The sequence below is a fragment of the Bartonella sp. AA56HLJMS genome, from assembly GCF_042197145.1.
Classification (GTDB): Bacteria; Pseudomonadota; Alphaproteobacteria; order Rhizobiales; family Rhizobiaceae; genus Bartonella.
Map to the genome: position 1 here is coordinate 132,639 of NZ_JBHIRL010000002.1, position 19,994 is coordinate 152,632.

Annotated in this window: 13 protein-coding genes and 1 pseudogene; 13 read left to right on the forward strand and 1 reads right to left on the reverse strand. The window is 37.8% G+C overall.

Annotated features, from left to right (window positions below; genetic code table 11):
• Positions 1–1,236: 1,236 nt before the first annotated feature.
• The 9 genes from thiC to ACFINI_RS02000 all read left to right on the forward strand — a co-directional run bounded on the left by thiC (position 1,237) and on the right by ACFINI_RS02000 (position 12,945).
• Positions 1,237–3,072 (forward strand): phosphomethylpyrimidine synthase ThiC, encoded by a 1,836-nt coding sequence (thiC, locus tag ACFINI_RS01960; RefSeq protein WP_375645487.1) that lies wholly within the window; start codon positions 1,237–1,239, stop codon positions 3,070–3,072.
• Positions 3,069–4,019, forward strand: coding sequence for an FAD-dependent oxidoreductase (locus ACFINI_RS01965; RefSeq protein ID WP_375645488.1), 951 nt, complete (start codon positions 3,069–3,071; stop codon positions 4,017–4,019). The genes thiC and ACFINI_RS01965 overlap by 4 nt, the downstream gene beginning before the upstream one ends.
• 3 nt (positions 4,020–4,022) lie before the next feature.
• On the forward strand, positions 4,023–4,220 hold the full coding sequence (gene thiS, locus ACFINI_RS01970) for a sulfur carrier protein ThiS (protein WP_273791115.1): 198 nt from the start codon (positions 4,023–4,025) through the stop codon (positions 4,218–4,220).
• 4 nt (positions 4,221–4,224) lie between these two features.
• Positions 4,225–4,998, forward strand: coding sequence for a thiazole synthase (locus ACFINI_RS01975; protein ID WP_375611200.1), 774 nt, complete (start codon positions 4,225–4,227; stop codon positions 4,996–4,998).
• Positions 4,995–5,600: a thiamine phosphate synthase gene (locus tag ACFINI_RS01980; protein WP_375611199.1), complete on the forward strand. Its 606-nt coding sequence runs from the start codon at positions 4,995–4,997 to the stop codon at positions 5,598–5,600. The genes ACFINI_RS01975 and ACFINI_RS01980 overlap by 4 nt, the downstream gene beginning before the upstream one ends.
• Entirely contained in the window at positions 5,591–6,349 is a 759-nt protein-coding gene (locus tag ACFINI_RS01985) for a hydroxymethylpyrimidine/phosphomethylpyrimidine kinase (RefSeq protein WP_375620807.1), read from the forward strand. The genes ACFINI_RS01980 and ACFINI_RS01985 overlap by 10 nt, the downstream gene beginning before the upstream one ends.
• Positions 6,350–6,797: 448 nt before the next feature.
• Positions 6,798–7,637 carry a uracil-DNA glycosylase family protein gene (locus ACFINI_RS01990; RefSeq protein WP_375638082.1) on the forward strand — a complete coding sequence of 280 codons (840 nt, stop codon included), beginning with the start codon at positions 6,798–6,800 and terminating at the stop codon, positions 7,635–7,637.
• A 73-nt stretch (positions 7,638–7,710) separates the two neighbouring features.
• Entirely contained in the window at positions 7,711–10,338 is a 2,628-nt protein-coding gene (gene pepN, locus ACFINI_RS01995) for an aminopeptidase N (protein WP_375645489.1), read from the forward strand.
• A 285-nt stretch (positions 10,339–10,623) separates the two neighbouring features.
• Entirely contained in the window at positions 10,624–12,945 is a 2,322-nt protein-coding gene (locus ACFINI_RS02000; protein WP_375645490.1) for an ATP-binding protein, read from the forward strand.
• Here ACFINI_RS02000 and ACFINI_RS02005 read toward each other — a convergent pair.
• Positions 12,942–13,466 (reverse strand): methylated-DNA--[protein]-cysteine S-methyltransferase, encoded by a 525-nt coding sequence (locus ACFINI_RS02005; protein WP_375611196.1) that lies wholly within the window; start codon positions 13,464–13,466, stop codon positions 12,942–12,944. The genes ACFINI_RS02000 and ACFINI_RS02005 overlap by 4 nt on opposite strands.
• A gap of 454 nt (positions 13,467–13,920) precedes the next feature.
• On the opposite strand from ACFINI_RS02005, the pseudogene ACFINI_RS02010 reads away from it, so the two are divergent.
• From ACFINI_RS02010 to ACFINI_RS02025, 4 genes and pseudogenes are all read left to right on the forward strand, one after another.
• Positions 13,921–14,019: pseudogene (locus tag ACFINI_RS02010) on the forward strand (integrase); the annotation flags it as partial.
• A gap of 257 nt (positions 14,020–14,276) precedes the next feature.
• Positions 14,277–17,762, forward strand: a complete 3,486-nt coding sequence (gene carB, locus ACFINI_RS02015) for a carbamoyl-phosphate synthase large subunit (protein ID WP_375645491.1) — start codon at positions 14,277–14,279, stop codon at positions 17,760–17,762.
• A 247-nt stretch (positions 17,763–18,009) separates the two neighbouring features.
• Positions 18,010–18,219: a cold-shock protein gene (locus tag ACFINI_RS02020; protein ID WP_012754908.1), complete on the forward strand. Its 210-nt coding sequence runs from the start codon at positions 18,010–18,012 to the stop codon at positions 18,217–18,219.
• Between the two features lie 322 nt (positions 18,220–18,541).
• Entirely contained in the window at positions 18,542–19,744 is a 1,203-nt protein-coding gene (locus ACFINI_RS02025) for a pyridoxal phosphate-dependent aminotransferase (RefSeq protein ID WP_375645492.1), read from the forward strand.
• Positions 19,745–19,994: the final 250 nt, after the last annotated feature.

The following is a 19,994-nucleotide window of genomic DNA, read 5'->3' on the forward strand; positions in this document are numbered from 1 at the left end:
ATGTTTTTTTGAATAAGCTTTTGTTCAATCTAAATGTATCACAGAGAATATATTCAATATGGACATTTGCTCCACACTTTCATTAAACTGGAAATAAAATACTTTGAAATATTAAATATCACACACCTTCACAAAATTTGAAGGTTGTATCCGATCCGGAAAAAATTAAAAAGCATAACCCAGCCCCTCCCCCAATGTTTATGAACAATATCCTTGTTTTTTAAACGCCCCATAACCAACTTTTCCCCTCCCACACTTAGCACATCTCCCTCTATATATTATTATATGTATATTTTTTTTGCAAGAACAATAAATCATTCTAAACAACATCTTGCAATTATTGGTGTTCTTCTTAATTCAAGGCAATATTATTTTTATAATAAAGATTAGGTATTGTTTCACGCTTTTATTTATCGCATTCTTAATGGGAACATCCCCCTCATGAAGAATAGAATGCCCCAAACAAAATATAATGATATTGCATATTACGCACTTTTTAAGAAATATTGCTCAAAATATACTCCTTTCATTTTACGACAGCGCACGTCAATGATACAATAGCAAGCCATTATAGATCATCAGCTTTAAGCTTTTGAAGATACAAGTGGAATCCATCATACATTTTGTTGGCTCCCACGTTTTGACAGCCTCACTCTTAGAATGTTCATTAAATGACATTTGGCTTCCTTTCTTCAAGTGCTTTGCCCCATACGCTCCCACTTATTACGTGCAAGGAAGTGTTTTTATACGAAAAGATATATGATGAGAGGATCTTATGGTATTCTGAGTTATTATTTTAATATGAAAAAAATCTCAATCAAAGCCATAAACTATTTACTTTTCCCTGATAAGCCGTTTTTAACTTTATTCTGGTTTATAAAAGCTTCAATATCATAGTTTATCACTTCATAATATCTATTTTCACTCTTAAAAACACACCAAAATCGTTTAAAATATATTTTTATGATTGACAATATAGATATTTAAGCCAACCATATTCGTATTAACAAAAATACTTCAAGTGGGAGGAGGCATGCAAATATTAGAATAGATATTGTATCAGTTTTTCAAAATAACTTTTCTTGAGCTGTATTGGGTTTTCTTTGCTACAAAGCAATACTATCCGTATTCATCTGAATGCTCGTGATTGATAATTTGAATACATCTCCATTAACATCGTAACTCCATTAACATCGCAACCTATTTTTGAACTCCGTGTCTATAAGGAAAAAGTTTGTGCAGAAAAATACTCCATCAATCAGTTGTAGCCCCTTTCCCGCTTCACGCAAAATTTATCAACAGAGCCTTCTCTTTTCTGATGTGCGCGTACCATTGCGTGAAATTTCACTGGCTGATGGCAGTGGTGAAAAACCTTTAAACGTCTACGATACTTCTGGCCCCTACACAGATAAAGATATGATCATTGATATTACAAAAGGCCTGCCAGCAATTAGCTTGCCTTGGCTCTCTAAGCGGGATGATACTGAAACTTATCCTGCACGATTAGTTAAACCTGAAGATAATGGATTGACTTCTGATAAAAACCTTACACCAGCCTTTAAGCAAAAACGTTCTATTTTACGAGCAAAAAATGGCAAAGCAATTACACAAATGGCTTACGCACGCGCAGGCATTATTACCGAAGAAATGGAATATGTGGCTATACGAGAAAATGAAGGATTAGTAGTAAAAGAACGGCAGAATGTACCATCAAATGAAACATTTGCTGGATCAATACCAGAAATTTATACTGCGGAATTTGTTCGCAATGAAATTGCTTGTGGACGCGCCATTATTCCACAAAACATTAATCATCCAGAGTGCGAACCCATGATTATTGGGCGTAATTTTCGTGTTAAAATTAATGCTAATATTGGCAATTCAGCAGTAACTTCATCTATGGAAGAAGAAGTTGATAAAATGGTTTGGGCCATTCGCTGGGGAGCAGATACAGTTATGGATCTTTCTACAGGTCGAAATATTCACAATATTCGTGAATGGATTATTCGAAATTCTCCTGTGCCCATCGGAACAGTTCCTCTTTATCAAGCTCTCGAAAAAGTACAAGGTATTGCCGAAAACTTAACATGGGATATTTTCCGTGATACCCTTATTGAGCAAGCAGAGCAAGGTGTTGATTATTTTACCATTCACGCAGGATTAAGATTACCATTTATTCCTATGACCATTGATCGTGTAACAGGTATTGTTTCACGAGGCGGTTCTATTATGGCAAAATGGTGTCTCCATCATCACAAAGAAAGCTTTCTCTATGAACATTTTGATGAAATTTGTGATATTGCAAAAACATATGATATCTCTCTTTCATTAGGAGATGGGTTACGCCCTGGCTCTATTGCCGATGCCAATGATGAGGCCCAATTTGCAGAGCTTAAAACCTTGGGAGAATTGACAAAAATTGCTTGGAAAAAGGATGTACAGGTTATGATTGAAGGACCAGGACATGTCCCAATGCACAAAATTAAAGAAAATATGGAGCAACAATTAGATCTTTGTCATGAGGCGCCTTTTTATACTTTGGGACCTCTTACAACGGATATTGCTCCTGGTTATGACCATATTACATCAGCAATTGGTGCCGCTATGATTGGATGGTTTGGAACTGCTATGTTGTGTTATGTAACACCTAAAGAACACCTAGGACTCCCCGATAGGAATGACGTAAAAACTGGTGTGATCACTTATAAAATTGCTGCTCATGCCGCTGATCTTGCAAAAGGTTTGCCCAGAGCACAGTTGCGCGATAATGCTCTTTCACGTGCACGATTCGACTTTAGATGGCATGATCAATTCAACCTGTCGCTTGATCCAGAAACAGCTTGTACCTTTCATGATGAAACAATGCCGAAAGATGCCCATAAATTGGTGCATTTTTGTTCCATGTGTGGACCAAAATTCTGTTCTATGCGTATTTCCCATGATATTCGTGAGGCAGCCGCAATAAGAAAAACAAAAGGGGAAGGTATGATCGCCATGGCCGAAAAATATCAGAAAAATGGTGACCTTTATATGGAAATTGTTCCTCCTCAAAAAAAGAAAGTAAATAGTTGAAGAACATTCTTATCAAAGGTGCAGGTGTGGGCGGCTTAACAGCTGCCTTTATGTTACAGCAAAAAGGTGCTTCTGTTACTGTATCAGCCCCCCCTCATTCACCTATAGGAAGTGCTAGTTGGTATGCAGGAGGAATGCTCGCACCTTACTGTGAAAGGGAAAATGCAGAACAAATTGTTGAAGATCTTGGTGTACAAGCTATACAATGGTGGCGTAAAACGCTCCCCAACCTTGTCATACAAAAAGGCACTTTAGTGGTTGCACCTACACGAGATAGAGGAGAGCTCGAACGATTTTCTGTACGTACGCATAATCACAAAACCGTAGATAATACAGAAATAGCTCATCTTGAACCAGATCTTGCTGAACGTTTTAACTGTGCACTCTTTTATGAAAATGAAGCCCATATTGATCCTCGCAAAGCACTTATGGCTTTAAAAGAAAAGCTGCTCAACAATGGAGCCTGTTTTGTTGATGTAGAGAAGGCTGAAAAAAAATTTGATATTGTTATTGATGCGACAGGAATAGCACGTTTAGGAAAAGATAAAAATATACGGGGCGTACGCGGTGAAATGCTTCTCGTGCGCTGCACCGATATTAAAATTTCGCGTCCAATTCGTCTTCTTCATCCACGGTTTCCTCTCTACATTGTACCTCGACAAGATAATATTTTTATGATTGGTGCAACGATGATTGAAAGTGACTTTGATGGTGCAATCTCTGTAAGATCAATGATGGAACTGCTCAACGCGGCTTATACTTTACATCCTGCTTTTGCTGAAGCAGAAATTATTGAATCTGGCGTTGGTGTTCGTCCATGTTATCCTAATAACTTCCCTTCTGTGCATAAAGATGGTAACTTTATTTCTATTAATGGATTTTATAGACATGGTTTTCTGTTGTCTCCAGAAATGGCAAAACGAGCAATGGAATTGGCATTGGAATAAAACATGCAAATATTTGTTAATGGTGAAACAGTCCAAACAGAAGTTATGACTCTCGGTCTCTTGCTTGAAGAATTGGGGTATGAAGGAAATTGGCTTGCAACTGCTGTTAACGCTGAAGTTGTTCCCATAGATGCACGAAGCCAATTTGTCTTGCATGAAGGAGATAAAATTGAAATTTTAAGCCCAATGCAAGGAGGCTAAAATTATGCTGAATCTTTATGGACGACAATTCTCTTCCCGTCTTCTATTAGGTACAGCGCAATATCCTTCACCAGCAATCCTTCGTGATGCTATTCATAAATCGAATACGGAAATTGTAACTGTTTCCTTGCGCCGTGAAACTGCAGGTGGAAAACAAGGTGGACAATTTTGGAAATTTCTTCAAGAACTTGGGGTAACAGTGCTTCCTAATACTGCTGGTTGTTATACTGTTAAAGAGGCCGTAACCACAGCGCAATTAGCAAGAGATCTTTTTAAAACAGCTTGGATTAAACTCGAAATTATCGGTAATTCAGACACCTTACAGCCAAATATTTTTTCCTTAATCGAAGCTGCTCAAATTTTAAACAATGAAGGTTTCAAAATTTTTGCCTATACAACGGATGATCTCATTGTTGCTGAAAAACTTTTCGACATTGGTTGCCGTGTTATTATGCCTTGGTGTGCTCCTATTGGTTCTGCCAAAGGACCTCATAATACTGATGGATTGCGTTCTATCCGTGCTTACCTTCCTGATGCTACTCTTGTTATTGATGCCGGCATTGGACGCCCATCACATGCCGCCATTGCGATGGAACTGGGTTATGATGCGGTCCTTCTTAATACCGCAGTTGCTAAAGCAGCTGATCCTGTTTTGATGGCTGAAGCATTTTCTAAAGCTGTTCAAGCAGGACGTATGGGATATAAAGCTGGCATGATCGAAGCACGCAATGTAGCAGTCCCTTCAACACCAATCATTGGAAAAGCGGTATTTTCATGAAACTGGATCCATTTTACCTCATCGTTGATAACGCTGATTGGATTGAACGTTTGCTTCCTCTTGGTATCAAGCTCGTACAATTGCGTATGAAACATGAAAATCAACAAATAATCCGTCAACATATTAAGCGTGCAAAAAACATATGCAATAAATTGGGAGCACAATTAATTATTAATGATCATTGGGAAATAGCAATTGATGAAAAGTGTAATTTTATTCATCTGGGACAAGAAGACCTAAGCAATGCTGATCTTCACGCAATTCGTAAAAGTGGTATAAAAGTTGGTCTTAGTACACATGATGAACATGAATTGGATATCGCACTCTCTGCTAATCCTGAGTATATTGCACTTGGTCCTATTTATCCGACAATCTTAAAAAAAATGAAATGGATGCCGCAAGGACTAGAAAAAATCAAACAATGGAGAAAGCGGATTGGTGCTTTACCTTTGGTGGGTATTGGTGGTTTAACACCAGAACGCGCAGTGGGTGTTTTAAAAGCAGGAGCAAATAGTGCTGCTGTTGTGACTGATATTATCCTCCATAAAAAACCAGAAGAGCGTGTACAGCAGTGGATAAAAGTGACACAAACATGGCGTTGATACCTTCTATTCTTATTGTTGCGGGCACTGATCCAACAGGAGGTGCTGGTATTGTTCGTGATATAGAAACCTCTGCACATTTTCAAATAAAAGCAAATTTAGCAATTAGTTGTGTTAACGTACAAGATGATAATCGCGTTGTCGAAATCATTCCAATGCGTGGAGACCTCGTCGCTGCGCAAATGCGTGCTGCCCTAGAAGCAAATCCAATAAGCGCAATAAAAATCGGTATGACGGGGACAAAAGCAATTATAGCAGCAATCTGTAACGTACTCAAAGACTATCCCCATGTTCCAGTTATTTTGGACCCTGTACTTGTCGCTTCATCAGGAGGAAAACTAATAACGGAAACAATCATCGACACGATGATCGATAAACTGCTTCCTCATGTTGATCTTTTAACACCGAATAGAGAAGAACTCGCTCTTCTTAGCCACAGTCCATTGGCATCTCATGATAAGCAAGCAATACAACAAGCAAAAAAACTTTTGTCATTGGGAGCTCGCTCTATTTTAGTAAAGGGGGGACATGCAGAAGGTCCTCTTGCAATTGATAGCTTCATTGACAAAACTGAAGTCATAAATATCTCTACTCCACGTTTAAAAGGAACAATGCGAGGAACAGGTTGCATTCTCTCAAGCGCTATTGCAGCGCATTTAGCATTAAATGAACCTCTCATTTCAGCTGTAAAAAAAGCAAAAGCATATATCCACACATTGCTTTTAACCCATTGTAAAAATAGTTTATAACGTCTTAGTATTTTCTTATATAAAAGTAATATTTATATATTTCAATTAATATATTTAATTTTTTTAATAAAAGTTATTAAAAAAATATAATAATATAAAATTTATAATTAATCTTATAAATAAAATACTACAAAATTCACTTTCATTAAGTATTAAATATAGAATATAATGATAAAAAATATTATCACACCACTTGCATTCAGTAAAAAATTCTTTTAGTATGAGTGAGTTTAGTCTGTTTAAAAAGTTGAAATAACGCAATTTAAACAAATTATACATTTAAAGATGCATATAATCGCGAACATTTGCATTTTACGATTTGCCTTTTTTGTGAAAAGAGAGAATCCTATCAGCGTTCTTATACATTAATGGCTAGCGAATACATTTAATAAAACTTGAAGGATAATTTTGTTTGATCTATAATCGCTAGATCATTAGAAAAAGTAAAATGTTAAATCAAACGCCGTGCTCAATTTCCTATGAAGAACTCTTAAACTTTTATAAAGAAAGTGGTGCGGATGCCGTTCTGACGGATTTCCCTATTGATCGTTTTAAGCAGTCTGCTTGTTCAGAGAGAAAATTAATATCTGTCGTGAACATTTCTCATAATCAACAAGCATCTCCCAAAACATCTCCAACCGTAAAATTAGATCATCATCAGCTGCATAACTCTAGGACTATACAAAATGAATCCACAGCTATAGAGAGTGCAAAAAGTGCCAAGACACTTGATGAATTAAAATCTGCTCTCCTTGCATTTAATGGCTGTTCATTAAAATTGACAGCAAAAAATACCTGTTTTTCAGATGGAACAGCAGGAAGCCCCCTGATGCTTATAGGCGAAGCACCAGGACGAGACGAGGATATACAAGGAATTCCTTTTGTGGGAAAAGCTGGGATGTTGCTTAATAAAATCCTCGCATCAATTGGCTTAACAAGAAATAATGTTTACATTGCCAACACTATTCCTTGGCGTCCGCCAGGAAATCGTACACCAACACCAAGAGAAATTGCCTTGTGCCGCCCTTTTATTGAACGGCACATTTATTTAGCGCGTCCTCGTGTTCTTATAGCACTAGGAGGCGTTGCTGCACAGTTTCTTACTGGATCTCAAAATGGGATTATCCGAACAAGAGGGAAATGGCATATCTATGAAAGCGAGGATAATATAAAAATACCTGTTATGCCAACTTTCCACCCAGCTTACCTTCTTAGAACCCCTAGTCAAAAGAAGCTTACATGGATAGACTTCTTAGAAGTAAAAAATCGCCTCGACAGCCTTTTGTAATTCTTTAATCCTATATTGCTTCTAAAATTAACACACCCTTCTTTAACTCTTAAAATACAAATGGGAAAAAACTATGAAACAGCCAATAACATCTATTTATCGTTTGGAAGACTACCAACCAACCCCTTACGTTATCCCTAAAACACAACTTTCTTTCCAATTAGCACCGACAAAAACCTATGTTACAGCCATATTGTCTATTGAATCCCGTCACGATACAAAAGAATTAACACCTCTTGTTCTTTCTGGTGATGATCTTACTTTAATTTCCGTTTCTATTAATGATGAGATATTAGCCCCAAACACTTATAAAGTGACGCCTTCACGTTTAGAAATTACAACGCCACCAACGGTTCCTTTTACATTGAAATTGGTTACGGAACTGAATCCTGAAAGCAACCGCCAACTTATGGGGCTTTATCTTTCAAATGGTGTTTATTGCTCACAATGCGAATCGGAAGGTTTTCGTCGTATTACTTATTTTTACGACCGCCCAGATGTTCTTTCTACCTATAGAGTGAAAATTGAAGCAGATACCCAAACAATCCCAATCTTGCTTTCAAATGGTAATCTGGTGGAAACAGGAACTTTAGAAAATAATCGCCATTTTGCCATTTGGGAAGATCCTTATCCCAAACCATCTTATCTCTTTGCTTTAGTAGGTGGAGATCTTGATAAGTTAGAAGACCATTTTACAACTGTATCTGGACGACGTATCGAGCTTGGTATCTATGTAGAAAAAGGAAAAACCGAACGCGCAACCTATGCAATGGATGCTCTTAAACGTTCCATGCGTTGGGATGAACAATGTTTTGGGCGCGAATATGATCTTGATGTTTTCAATATTGTTGCTGTTTCCGACTTTAATATGGGAGCAATGGAAAACAAAGGCCTTAACGTTTTTAATGATAAATATGTTCTTGTCGATCCTGAAACAGCAACCGATCAGGATTATAGAAATGTTGAACGTGTCATTGCACATGAATATTTTCATAATTGGAGCGGTAATCGTGTTACCTGTCGCGATTGGTTTCAACTCTGTTTAAAAGAAGGATTCACTGTTTATCGTGATCAGGAATTTTCATCAGATCAAAATGTACGCAGCCTACAGCGAATTGAAAATGTAAAAGCATTAAAAGCAACGCAATTTGCAGAAGATGCAGGACCTCTTGCGCATCCTGTGCGTCCTCGTCAATATAGCCAAATTAATAATTTTTACACAACAACTGTTTATGAAAAAGGTGCTGAAGTTGTTCGCATGATACGGACTATTTTAGGTCCTACTCTTTTTCGTAAAGGCACTGATCTTTATTTTCAACGTCATGATGGACAAGCTTGTACAATTGAAGATTTTATTACCTGTTTTGCTGAAGTGTCTGGTCAAGACTTCTCCCAATTCATGCTATGGTATGAACAGGCAGGAACACCCAATGTAGAAATCGATAGTCATTATAGCGATGGTGTTTTAACAATTCATGCAAAGCAACATATTCCCGTTACCCCACAACAAAAAACAAAAAAGCCCATGTTTATCCCTATCGCTTTTGGACTCCTAGGACCTAATGGAGAAAACCTCACCTATGAAGCAGATACAGATATTCAATCAGATGTTATGCTTTTATCCAAGGAAAGCCAAACCTTTACATTAAAGGGACTGCGTGAAAAACCCGTTTTATCACTGCTGCGAGACTTTTCAGCACCAATCATTCTACACACTCCATTCAATGAAAGAGAACTTATTTTTCTTGCACAACATGATGACAATCACATCAATCGCTGGCAATCTCTTAATCATTTAATGACGCAAGCTTTGATTCAAAGCATTCAAGATAAAACACAAGAAAAAGCAACACTTCCTTCTGCTTTGCTAAAGCTGATTGAAACGATTATAACAGATGAAACCTTAGAGCCTGAATTTCGTGCCTTCTGTTTAAATTTACCTAGTGAAGTTGAGCTTGCTCATACAATCGGTAAAAATATTGACCCAGATCGTATTCATTATGTCCGCAATCAGTTTTTAGTTTCACTTGCACAAACTCATCAAGAGCTCTTAACAAAATTCTATGGACAAATGCAAACCCAAGAGCCCTATTCACCAAACACTGCACAAGCTGGAAAGCGAGCATTAAAGAATATCATACTGGATTACCTTTCCATTGCTGAAGCCAATCCAAATCGAGCTGCTATACAGTATGCAACAGCTGATAATATGACTGACCGTATGGCGAGTATCGCTGTTCTCGTGAAGCGTTTTAATGAAAATGAGCAGGCACAAAATGCCTTAAATGATTTTGAAAACCGCTATCGGCATGACCCTTTGGTCATGGATAAATGGTTTTCTATTCAAGCAATGGTTGCTGACACATCAACACTCGAGAATGTTCAAAAGCTCATGCAACATCCGCTGTTTTCACAAGATAATCCTAATCGTGTACGTTCTCTAATCGGTGTTTTTGCCTCTAACAATCTCACGGGCTTTAACAGGATGGATGGAGCATCTTATCATTTTCTTTGCCAAGTCATTTTGGAAATTGACAAAAAAAATCCACAGCTTGCTTCACGATTATTAACAATGATGCGCTCTTGGCGACAATTAGAACCTATTCGACAACAAAAACTTGAAACTGAATTAAAAATGATTGCTGCTGCGCCAAAATTATCAAGCGATGTTGCTGATATCATCAACCGTCTGCTTACTTGAAACAAAAAATTATTTTAAATCAATATGCTATAATATTTTTTAAAATAAATTCTATAAACTATTCGATCATCATTAAACCTATAAACAGGCAATCTAAGCCTGTTTATAGATCACGTTTAAAGTACTTTTTTCTTTTCATATTCCAAAATCATAAAAGTAAAATTATTTTTTTAAAAAAAAGACTGGACAGAAGACTCCTGTTTTGATTCATTGCACTCGATGGGGTTACTATGAATATCGAAGCAGTTTTTAAATCACATTATTCCAGAATTAAAGGAACGCGAAATGGCTAAATTGGACGCATATAATGCGCCAAGGGAGGTGTATGCTGATTCAAAATCAAGCGCTCAAAGTCGCAAGGAGCGGACAGAGCGTACCAATCTGTATTCTGGTTCTGCCTATAAAAAACTTCTTTTTATTGAACCTTGGCTGCGACGTTCACTCCCATTTGTAATTCTTGCATTTCTTGTTATACTAGCAGCAATCCGTTTCCTATCAATCTATGATTGGCGCAACACAATTGATAAAAACACGCATTCTACCATCGCTCTCTTAGCTTCTCATATTACCAATACAATCGACCGTGACTTACTTGCCGCCACTCGACAAGGAAAAGCTGCTGCTCTTTCTCATAATCATTTACAAAATATCCTGACTAATTTTCGTAACAAAGGTTTTATAAAAACCAGCGCTGTTATTGCTATTGTCGATCAAAAAGGCAATGTCCTAGCTTCATCAAGTTCCGAGATTGTCTTAGGAAAACCCTTACAGAATTTTACCTCTGAAAGCATTACTTTACAAGCTCTAGGAAAACATGCTGGAATCATGAAAATTACAATAGGAAAAGATATTCCTGCTCTCGCTTCCTTTCAGCAAACAGAAAATGGACAATATGGGGTATTCATCAGTGAAAAAATGCAACATATTTACATGGAATGGCGGAAAGCTCTCTCGTTAAATATAACCATGTTCATTGGAACTAGTGGCGTTATCCTTGCTCTTCTTTATGCTTATTACAACCAAATTGTACGAGCACGCAAAACAGATCTTGTTTCAGAAAAAATTCAAAACCGTATTGATATGGCAATGATGCGTGGACGCTGTGGACTATGGGATTGGAATATGGCAAGTGGACGCGTCTACTGGTCACGAGCAATGTACGAAATGCTCGGCTATGTCCCTCAAGATGCATTGCTCTCAATTTCCCAAATTAGCGCCATTATCAATCCAAATGATGCGAATTTTTTTGACCTTGCTCAGGAATTAATGAGCGGTAAAAAAAAGCATATCGATATTAACGTTCCTATGCGTCATGCTGATGGTCATTATGTATGGATGCGCATTCGTGCCGAAGTTACTGAAGAAGAAGAACCCCATTTGGTTGGTATTTCCTTCGATATTAGTGAACAGCAACAATTGGCTGAACAAACAGCGCAAGCCGACCTTCGTATCCGTGATGCGATTGAAAACATTTCAGAATCTTTCGTCTTGTGGGATGCTGAAGGACGTTTAGTCATGTCCAACAGCAAATTTTGCGAATATGCCGCTATTCCTAAACAAATTCTCCAATCAGGTATCCAACGTGCAACCGTCGAAGCCATGGCACGCCCTGCACTCAGTGAATATCCCCTTAAAGATGATGGTACTGGTAACTTAACCAGTATTCGCCAAACGGCAGATGGTTGTTGGCTCAAAATTAACGAACGACGAACCCAAGATGGAGGATTGGTTTGTATTGGTACTGACATTTCTGAGCTTAAACAACAACAGGAAAAATTTGAAGACAGTGAAAGGCGTCTTTTTTCTTTCATTCAAGAACTCAAGCGCGCGCGAGGGAGTGCTCAACAACGCGCAACAGAAGTTGAAAAACTTAATAAAAGTCTGAAAGCAGAAAAAGAACGCGCCGAAAGTGCTAATAAGGCTAAATCAGAATTTTTAGCCAATATGTCTCATGAATTGCGCACGCCTCTGAATGCTATTCTTGGTTTTTCAGATATCATGTTGCAATCGACTTTTGGTCCTCTTGGTTCACAACGCTATAAGGAATATATGCATGATATTTACAATTCAGGAACCCATCTTCTAACCCTTATCAATGACATCCTTGATATGTCAAAAATCGAAGCAGGAAGATTTACGCTTGATTGTAAAAATACCGATCTTGAGCCCATCATTAGTGAAGCAGTACGAACACTAACGCCCCAAGCTCAAGAAAAAAATATTGTTGTTACAACAAACATTACCCCAGAACTTCATGCTGAAGTTGATGGTCGTGCAATGAAACAGATTTTCCTTAATCTCATCTCTAATGCCGTTAAATTTACGCCTTCTGGCGGAAATATTGATGTCTGCGCTTTCAAGAAAAAAAATAACCTTATTTTTAAAATTACAGATACAGGCGTTGGTATCCCCCAATCAGCAATTAAAAAACTTGGGCAACCTTTTGAACAAGTCGAAAATCAGCTCACTAAATCTCATACGGGCTCAGGTCTTGGATTAGCCATTTCACGCTCCTTGCTAGAACTCCACAAAGGAAAACTTGAAATTACTTCAAAAGAAATGAAAGGAACAACTGTAACGATTATAATGCCCATCACACAAAGTTAAATTTTTCCATTTTGTTCCCGTTGTAGTAAAATCTGTTTCCGTTTTTCCCCCCAACGATACCCTGAAATAAAACCATTTTTACGCACAACACGATGACACGGAATGATAATAGCCAATTCGTTACGTGCACAGGCATGAGCAACGGCACGAAAAGCTTTCGGCATACCAATACGGCATGCTAAGATCTCATATGAAATTGTTTCACCACATGGTATATCACATAATACTGCCCATACTTGTCGTTGAAAAACTGTACCATTTATATCTAAGGGAAAATTATATTTTTTTACCAGCTTAGGTGTTTCTATCATGGCTATAATATGGGCAACTTCTCTCTTAAATGTATTGTCACCTACAACTTGTTGTACATCACCAAAGCGTATCGTAAACTCCTGTAATAATTGCTCTATAGTGTCTCCTAACGCTATATGACAAATCCCTTTTTGAGACCTAGCCACCAAAAGCTTTCCTATTGATACATCTTTCAGACAGAATACTCTCGTTTGGGAAATATTCAGCATTTTAGCCTTCTTTATATTTTAAAAAGTTTTGAACATCATCCATAAAGTAAAGGGAGAGTATTCACTATCTTTTAAAAACAAACAAAATCATTCTGAAATGATCTCCTTAGCCATTGTATTAAAATACACTCTCACCCTTTTATGAAACAGACACATCTATAGATTGACGTTCCCTACCCTAAAACAGAAACTTCGACCAGAGCTGATTTATCAACAATCTTGCTATTTATCTAACAGATTCCAACTGAAACCATTTGATATAGTTTATTTCATAAGCTCTCTACAGACAAATCTTGTCCTGAATTTTATCATATACTAACAAAAAATACCTTAATGTGGTCAATTTTCATACCTTATATCACAGCTCTAAACGGCAGTATTTTACGGAACAACACGATAAGCTTCCCACTTCATTTTACGAAATCCCATTGAACCATAAATAATGGCTTATGTTTTACAAGCAATAGAAAAAGAGCGTGCTCTCTTAGGCAAAAAATGTCATAAAACACAAAATATACCGGCAATGGATTGGAAAGATGTTCCGGCTTTTTATGCTCCACGTATGCTTGAATATTCTAATTTGTTAGAGCACTGTTATTATTTTTTTATCAAAGGTCATACTTTTGATAGACTGACGAGATGACTCAACTCAAAAAAGAAATTTATCTTCAATTTTATGAAAAAAAGCATGGAAAAGGTATTTTAATGCTTACTTTCTTTGTCACTTAACTTATAAAATGATTGTAGCCTCAGAACTGAAATATTTTGCCCGCAACAATCGCACATAGATATTTGTCATAGGAAAAAGTCATGCCCAAACGCACAGATATAAAATCTATTCTTATCATCGGAGCAGGACCTATTATCATTGGTCAGGCATGTGAATTTGATTATTCAGGCACTCAAGCCTGTAAAGCATTAAAAGAAGAAGGTTACCGAATTATTTTGGTAAATTCTAATCCTGCCACGATTATGACAGATCCAGATCTAGCTGATGCAACTTATATAGAGCCCATTACTCCTGAAATAGTTGCCAAAATTATTGCCCACGAGCGTCCCGATGCCCTTTTACCCACTATGGGAGGACAAACAGCCCTCAATACTGCTTTATCATTAAAGCGTATGGGTATTTTAGACCGCTATCATGTTGAAATGATAGGAGCCAATGCTGATGCTATTGATAAAGCTGAAGATCGTGCTTTATTCCGCCAAGCGATGGCAAAAATCGGTTTGGAAACGCCACGCTCTATGTTAGCCAATGCAACAGAACTGAAAGAAGAAAATCGCCAACAACACGCAAAAACGTGTGCTGAACTTAAAGCCAAGCTTTCTGGTGCTGCGCTTGACAAAGCACTCGAAGAACTTGAGCGCAACTGGCGACATACCGAAGCTGATCGTAAACAACATTATATTGCTCATGCAACAGCAAAAGCAGTTCAAGCTCTTGATGTTGTTGGGCTTCCAGCTATTATTCGTCCTTCATTCACCCTTGGTGGAACTGGTGGTGGAATTGCTTATAACCGCTCTGAATTCTATGAAATTATTGAACGTGGGCTTGAAGCTTCACCAACAACAGAAGTATTAATTGAAGAAAGTGTTTTAGGGTGGAAAGAATATGAGATGGAAGTTGTTCGTGATAAGAACGACAATTGTATCATCGTTTGTTCTATTGAAAACATTGATCCGATGGGGATTCATACCGGTGATTCGATCACTGTAGCACCTGCTCTCACCTTAACCGATAAAGAATATCAATGTATGCGCAATGCCTCGATTGCTGTTTTGCGTGAAATTGGTGTTGAAACGGGGGGATCCAATGTACAGTTTGCTGTCAATCCTGAAAATGGGCGCCTCATTGTTATTGAAATGAATCCGCGTGTTTCTCGCTCTTCAGCGCTTGCCTCAAAAGCAACGGGGTTTCCCATTGCTAAAGTAGCGGCTAAACTGGCTGTTGGTTATACTCTTGATGAATTAAAAAATGATATCACGGGTGGTGCAACACCAGCATCATTTGAACCTTCTATTGACTATATTGTGACAAAAATTCCTCGTTTTGCGTTTGAAAAATTTCCCGGTTCATCACCTGTCCTCACAACTGCGATGAAATCTGTAGGAGAAGTCATGGCAATTGGACGCACTTTTCAAGAATCGTTACAAAAAGCACTCCGTGGACTTGAAACAGGGCTTACGGGTCTTGATGAAATTGTGATTCCAGAGCATGCTGAAGGTGATGAAAAAAGTTCTATACGCTCCGCCATTGCCATACCAAGCCCTGATCGTCTACGCTATATTGCTCAAGCCATGCGCACAGGCTTACCCTTAAACGAGATTCACCAAATTAGCAAAATTGATCCGTGGTTTTTAGAACAAATAGCCTCCATCATTGAAATGGAGCAGCGTATCCGCATTCATGGATTACCCCAAGACGCAGATAACTTACGTATGTTAAAAGCTATGGGCTTTTCAGATGCGCGATTAGCCTCCCTTACAGGGAAAGAACCCGATTATATCGCAGCTTTACGCAAATCACTGAATGTTAAACACGTCTTCAAACGGATTGATACTTGTGCCGCTGAATTTTCTTCTCCTACAGCCTATATGTATTCAACATATGAAGTTCCCTTTGCAGGTGTAGAGCACTCGGAAGCACACGTTTCTGAACGCAAAAAAATTGCTATTTTAGGCGGAGGACCAAACCGCATTGGGCAAGGTATTGAATTTGATTACTGTTGCTGCCACGCTGCTTTTGCACTGCGTGATGCAGGATTTGAAGCGATTATGATTAACTGTAATCCTGAAACAGTTTCAACCGACTATGATACCTCTGATCGCCTTTACTTTGAATCTTTAACAACAGAAGACGTTATCGCTATTTTAGAAGCAGAACAGGAAAAAGGAGATTTGGTTGGAGTCATCGTCCAATTTGGCGGACAAACACCCTTGAAATTGGCAAGCGCTCTAGAAAAACACAACATCCCCATCCTAGGTACTTCACCTGACGCTATCGACTTAGCAGAAGATAGAGATCGCTTTCAAAAACTGTTATTTAAACTTAATTTAACACAACCTCAAAATGGTATCGCCCACTCCATTGAACAAGCACGCCTCATTGCCCACGAACTAGGCTTCCCCTTGGTTGTACGTCCCTCTTATGTTTTAGGAGGACGTGCTATGCAAATTATCCGTGATGAACGTAGCTTACAAAATTATTTACTTGAGAGTGTCCCCGAATTAATTTCAGAAGATATCAAAGTCCGTTATCCTAACGACACAACAGGACAAATCAATATATTGCTTGGTAAAAATCCGCTTCTCTTTGATACCTATTTAACAGAAGCAATTGAAGTAGACGTCGATTGTCTATGTGATGGCAAAGAAACACTAATCGTTGGTATTATGGAACACATTGAAGAAGCTGGTATCCACTCTGGTGATTCAGCATGTTCTTTACCAGTCCATACGCTCTCAAATAAAATAGTTACTGAATTAGAGCGCCAAACCAAAGCATTAGCACAAGCACTTCATGTTCGCGGCTTAATGAATGTACAATATGCTATAAAAGATGACACCATTTATGTCTTAGAAGTCAATCCCCGTGCTTCACGTACTGTCCCATTTGTTGCAAAAACGATTGGTCGCCCTATTGCTAAAATGGCTGCACGTATTATGGCAGGAGAAACGCTTCATGATGCTCTTCAAGCTTATGGTGGATTACCTTCTTTGCAAAAAAAACAACATATTGCCGTCAAGGAAGCAGTATTTCCTTTTGCTCGTTTTTCAGGTGTTGATACACTTCTTGGTCCAGAAATGCGCTCAACCGGTGAAGTTATGGGTCTTGACTATGAATTTTCGCTTGCTTTTGCTAAAGCCCAACTTGGAGCTGGTGTAAAACTCCCTAAAGAGGGAACTTTGTTCGTTTCTGTAAGGGATGAAGATAAAAAACGCATCTTAAATCCTGTAAAACGTTTAACTGAGCTTGGCTTTTCTGTTGTCGCCACAAGTGGAACACAAAAATTTCTCACCGAACACCACGTTGAAGCAAAAAAAATCAACAAAGTTCTAGAGGGACATCCCCATATTGAAGACGCTATTCGTAATCGCCAAATTCAATTAATTTTTAATACAACTAGCACTGCCAGTGCCATCTCAGACTCAAAATCATTACGTTATGCAGCACTCATGCAAAATGTTCCCTATTATACAACAATAGCTGGAGCCAAAGCCGTCGTAGAAGCGATCAAAGCACTCAAAAAAAGGCACCTTGAGGTACGTTCACTACAAAGTTATTTTAGTTGAATTTTTTTCTACTTAGCAAAATGTACACTGTTTTCTTATTTTTTCTTTATATAAAAATTGATTAAGACTTGCTTTTTGTTCTAAAAACTTTTATAGAGGTTTCATCGAATTTTCGGTTACGTGACTTTCTTTCCTGTGCAATCTGCACTTTCGGCGAAACTTCTCCCACCTAATTTCGATCTACAACCGTATTGAAGAAATGAAAGCTTCAATGCTCAATATAATTATATATTCTAAGGAGTTTCCTATGTCTACAGGAACAGTTAAGTGGTTTAATACAACAAAAGGTTTCGGATTCATTCAGCCTAGCGATGGTAGTGCAGATGTATTTGTACACATTTCTGCCGTCGAGCGTTCAGGTCTAAACAGTCTTAATGAAGGGCAAAAAATCTCTTATGATGTTCTTCAAGATCGTCGTTCAGGAAAATTTGCCGCTGGTAACCTTGCAGCACTTTAAAGTTTAAATTCTGCAATATTTTATTTAGAAATCTTCGTCTGTAAAGACGAAGATTTTTTTATTTTGTATAAAGCATTATTTTACCTTGTTAAAATAAAAGACTGCTTATCTCCTTTGCACAATTTATCAAACCTCTCTTATACTTCCTCAAAAACTTTCATAAAATCTACGAAGAGATTATCTTGTAAAAGATCTCAAAAAAGAAGAATATAAAGCCCGTGTAAGAGTATTTTGGAAGTTTTTTATTGCATACAATATAATCTCTTATAGAATATCCTTAAAGCAATAACCATTTGTTGATATAATATAAGGATTTAAAATTATGGCTTTTATTGCCGACAAGCTGTCTCGTATCAAACCTTCTGCAACAATTGCTGCTTCTCAAAAGGCCCGTCATTTAAAAGCATTAGGGCGAAATGTTATTGCTTTAAGTGCTGGAGAGCCAGACTTTGATACCCCAGACAACATCAAAAACGCGGCTATTGAAGCTATTCGAAGGGGAGAAACAAAATACCCTCCCATATCTGGAATTCCAGAATTGCGCCAAGCAATTTCTGCAAAGTTTAAAAGAGAAAATAACCTTCTTTACCAACCAGAACAAATTATTGTTGGTACTGGTGGAAAACAAATTCTCTTTAATGCATTCATGGCAACTTTGAATAAAGGAGATGAGGTCATCATTCCATCCCCTTATTGGGTTAGTTATCCAGAAATGGTTGCACTCAACGATGGTACGCCTGTCTTTTTAGAAACAAAAGCCGAATTTTCTTATAAACTCCAACCACAAGAGCTAGAAGCTGCCATTACCCCCAAAACCAAATGGTTCATCTTTAACTCTCCTTCAAATCCATCAGGTGCCGCTTATACACATAATGAATTGAAAAAACTTACAGATGTTTTAGTAAAATATCCTCATGTTTATATCCTTTCCGATGATATATATGAACATCTCACATATGAGGGTTTTACCTTTGTGACTCCAGCTCAAGTAGAACCAGCGCTTTATGAGCGTACACTCACAATGAATGGTGTTTCTAAAGCCTATGCAATGACAGGATGGAGAATCGGTTATGCAGGCGGACCACAAGAATTAATTAAAGCCATGGATACCATTCAAGGACAGCAAACATCTGGAACAAGTGTCATTTCACAATGGGCTGCGGTTGAAGCACTCAACGGACCACAAGACTTTATTGCTAAAAATAAAAGTATTTTTCAAGCACGCCGTGATCTCGTTGTCTCCATGCTAAATCAAGCTCTTGGCATTTACTGTCCAACGCCTGAGGGTGCTTTTTATGTTTATCCTTCTTGCACCGGACTTATTGGAAAGAAAACACCCAATGGTCAACGTATTACGAATGATGAAGACTTTGCCATAGCGCTTCTGGAAACAGAAGCTGTTGCTGTCGTCCAAGGATCTGCTTTTGGACTTGGATCAACTTTTCGTATTTCTTATGCAACATCAGAAGAATTACTTGAAAAAGCTTGTATACGTATACAGCGTTTTTGCAACAGTTTAATTTAAAATTTTTAATATCATCTCTTGTGATTGTTTTTTGCCGAATGTTAGTATATCCGAGAAAATATCTGAAACTGTGTCATGGTCTAAATCTATCGACTCAGCAAAAATATCTATGAATAAACACAAAAATAGATGCTGTAGATAAAGATCAAAAAAATTTAGCTATCAAATAAATGAATCGGTCTATTATCATAAGAGATGACAAGCCTATTCTACTTTCTCCATTCAATTTATAACTCTAAAAAAGACCGAG